This window comes from Cupriavidus sp. MPR-AND1C (genome assembly GCF_058809705.1).
In genome coordinates, this window is record NZ_JBXASU010000182.1 from 1 (window position 1) to 2863 (window position 2863).

3 protein-coding genes are annotated in these 2863 nt (G+C 66.9%); 2 read left to right on the forward strand and 1 reads right to left on the reverse strand.

Features of this window, described 5'->3' with window-relative positions:
• Positions 1-153: 153 nt before the first annotated feature.
• Entirely contained in the window at positions 154-1062 is a 909-nt protein-coding gene (dapA, locus tag AC1RWI_RS37810) for a 4-hydroxy-tetrahydrodipicolinate synthase (protein ID WP_492870862.1), read from the reverse strand.
• 426 nt (positions 1063-1488) lie between these two features.
• Here dapA and AC1RWI_RS37815 point away from each other — a divergent pair, with 426 nt between their 5' ends.
• Positions 1489-2109 (forward strand): LemA family protein, encoded by a 621-nt coding sequence (locus tag AC1RWI_RS37815; RefSeq protein ID WP_492870863.1) that lies wholly within the window; start codon positions 1489-1491, stop codon positions 2107-2109.
• Between the two features lie 15 nt (positions 2110-2124).
• Positions 2125-2863: TPM domain-containing protein (locus tag AC1RWI_RS37820; RefSeq protein WP_492870864.1), on the forward strand; the 739-nt coding region annotated here is incomplete at its 3' end.

The window sequence follows — 2863 nt, forward strand, 5'->3', positions numbered from 1 at the left end:
TTTTTGCCTACTTTTTTGGCAAGACAAAAAAGTAGGTCGCCGCCCCGCAGGGGTGGTGAAACTGCAGTTGAAGTTGAAGTTGTAGTTGAAGTTGACGTTAAGCAGTCACCCCTAACGCCGAAACCTCAAAAGCTCGAACGCCCGCTAGGTCAGTCAGCCAAGCAATTCAGGAACAACCGCCCCAAGCCGCTCGCAGGCCTGCGCCAAGGCCGCCTCCAGGGCCGCGCCAGCAGACGTCATCGGCGCACGCAGCTCATTGCGCATCCATCCCTCGCGCGCCAGCATGGCCTTGAGCGGACCCGGATTGGGCTCCGCGAACAGCAGCTTGATCACCGGCATCACGGCATGGAAAAGCCGGCGCGCATGCTCGAGCCGCTGCCCCGCCACCGCCTGCGCGAGCGCCACGAACAGTGCCGGATACAGATGGGCGGAAGCGATGATCGCGCCGGCGCCGCCTAGGCACAGCGTGCCCAGCAACTGGTGATCCTCCCCCGCCAGCACGCTCAGGCGAGCGTCGGCAATGACGGCCTGCGTGCCGTGGTAGTCACCGCCGCAATCCTTGATGGCACGGATATTCGGATGCGCGGCCAGCGCCAGGATGGTTTCCGTCTCCAGCTTCACGCCAGTCCGGTAGGGAATGTCGTACAGCACCAGCGGCGCGGCGGCGCTATCGGCCAGCGTGCGGAAATAATCCAGCAGGCCGGCCTGCGACGGACGGACGTAATAAGGCGCGGGCGCCAGCAACCCGGCCAGCGGCAGCCCGGCCAGCCGGCGCACGCGCGCCTGCACCTGCTTCACCTGGCTGCCCGCCACGCCCATCATCACCGGCAAGCTGCCGGCGCTGGCCAGCACGGTATCCAGCACGGCCAGTTGCTCGGCCTCATCGAGCGCGGCCGCCTCACCGGTGCTGCCGCACACCACGATCCCGGCGATGCCGCTGCCGGCGTAGTGCGCCACCAGGCGGGCCAGCGCGGGGAAATCGACCGAGCCGTCGGCAAATGGCGTCACCAGCGGCAGCCAGATTCCTGAAAAGGCTTGTTGTACTTGATCTACTGCTTGCATCGAATCACTCCTGTACGACCGGTCAAAAAAACCGTGCAGAAGCGCGCCGGGTGGCAGATGAGCCCGCGTGCGGGAGTGGGAAAGCCTGAACCTTGAAACCTGGCCTCGCCCCTGTACGCTGGCACGCAGGTGCCGCTTCCGTCGCTCATCTGACGGAAAGCAGCGCCCCCGGTCAGATGAGCGGCTGTTTTTTGGCTTTGGCGCGCGCCGGCACCTGCCGCTGCGAGGCAGGGCAAACAAGTGCGGAAATCGACGGAACAGCGCGCATGGCAGGTTGGGGCTGAATGGGAGCACACCGTGGCAACCACGGCGGAAACGACAATCTACCGGGACCGCCGGCCTGCCGTCAACTGCACCCGGGCCGATACGCTTGCGCCGCCCGGCCCCTGCGCTACACTGGGGACTCCACGAATTCCGGAGTCCTCGATGCGCGCATCCCCTTCCCTGTCACCGTCCCGCGGGCGCTCTGTACTGCGCTGGCTCATGCTGGCCCTGTGCGCTAGCCTGCTGTCCGCCTGCGGGTACAACGACTTCCAGTCCAAGGACGAGGCCGTCAAGGCGGCCTGGGGCGAGGTGATCAACCAGTACCAGCGCCGCGCCGACCTGATCCCCAACCTGGTCAATACCGTCAAGGGCTATACCACGCATGAGCGCGAGACACTGGAAGCCGTGACCAAGGCCCGCGCCGCGGCCACCAGCATCCAGGTCTCGCCCGAAACCCTCAACGACCCCGAAGCCTTCAAGCGCTTCCAGCAGGCCCAGGGCGAGCTGAGCGGCGCGCTGTCGCGCCTGCTGGCGGTGTCGGAAAACTATCCGCAGCTCAAGGCCGATGCCTCGTTCCGCGACCTGCAATCGCAGCTCGAGGGCACTGAGAACCGCATCACGGTGGCACGCCAGCGCTATATCACGGCGGTGCGCGACTACAACATCCTGGCGCGCAGCTTCCCCACCAACCTGACCGCCATGATCTTCAAGTACCCGGTCAAGCCGTCGTTCACGGTGGAAAACGAGAAGGCCATCTCCGCACCGCCCACGGTGAAGTTCTGAGCCCGGACCATACCTATGCGCAATCCCTCTGAGCGCAGTGGCTGGACAGCCGCCATGCTGGCGCTGCTGCTATGGCTGAGCGCGCTGCTGGCGTTCCCGGCCATGGCCGCCGGCGACGGCTTTGTCGCGGTGCCGCCGCTCGCGCAGCGGGTCACCGACCTCACCGGCACGCTCAGCACCAGCCAGCGCAGCGCGCTGGAAAACGTACTGGCAGAGTACGAGCAGCAGCGCGGCAGCCAGATCTTCGTGCTGATGGTGCCCACCACCGATCCCGAGCCCATCGACGCCTACAGCATCCGCGTGGCCGACGCCTGGCGCGCCGGGCGCAAGGGCATCGACGACGGCGTGATCCTGCTGATCGCCAAGGACAACCCGCCGGGCCTGCGCAAGATGCGCCTGGAAGTGGGGCGCGGCGTGCAAGGCTCCCTGACCGACGCCATGTCCAAGCGCATCCTGCAGGACGTGATGGCGCCGCACTTCCGCCAGAATGATTTCTATGGCGGCATCGCGGCCGGCGTCTCGGCGATCCAGGCCACCATCGACAAGGAAGCCCTGCCCGGCCCGCAGGCCGGCGCCAAGGCCGCCCAGAGCGGCGCGTGGACCGACTGGCTGCCGGTGCTGTTCCCGCTCGCCATCATCCTGTTCTTCTTCATCTCCGCGGCCCGCCGCTCGGGCGGCTCGCGGATCGTGACGGGCGGGCGCGACTGGGACGCGGCTGCCGGCGGACTGGGCGGCACCCTTGGCGGTCTCGGGG

Coding starts and splice junctions, on each gene's coding strand:
- dapA (WP_492870862.1), bottom strand. CDS start 1,062: ATGCAAGCAGTAGATCAAGTACAACAAGCCTTTTCAGGAATCTGGCTG.
- AC1RWI_RS37815 (WP_492870863.1), top strand. CDS start 1,489: ATGCGCGCATCCCCTTCCCTGTCACCGTCCCGCGGGCGCTCTGTACTG.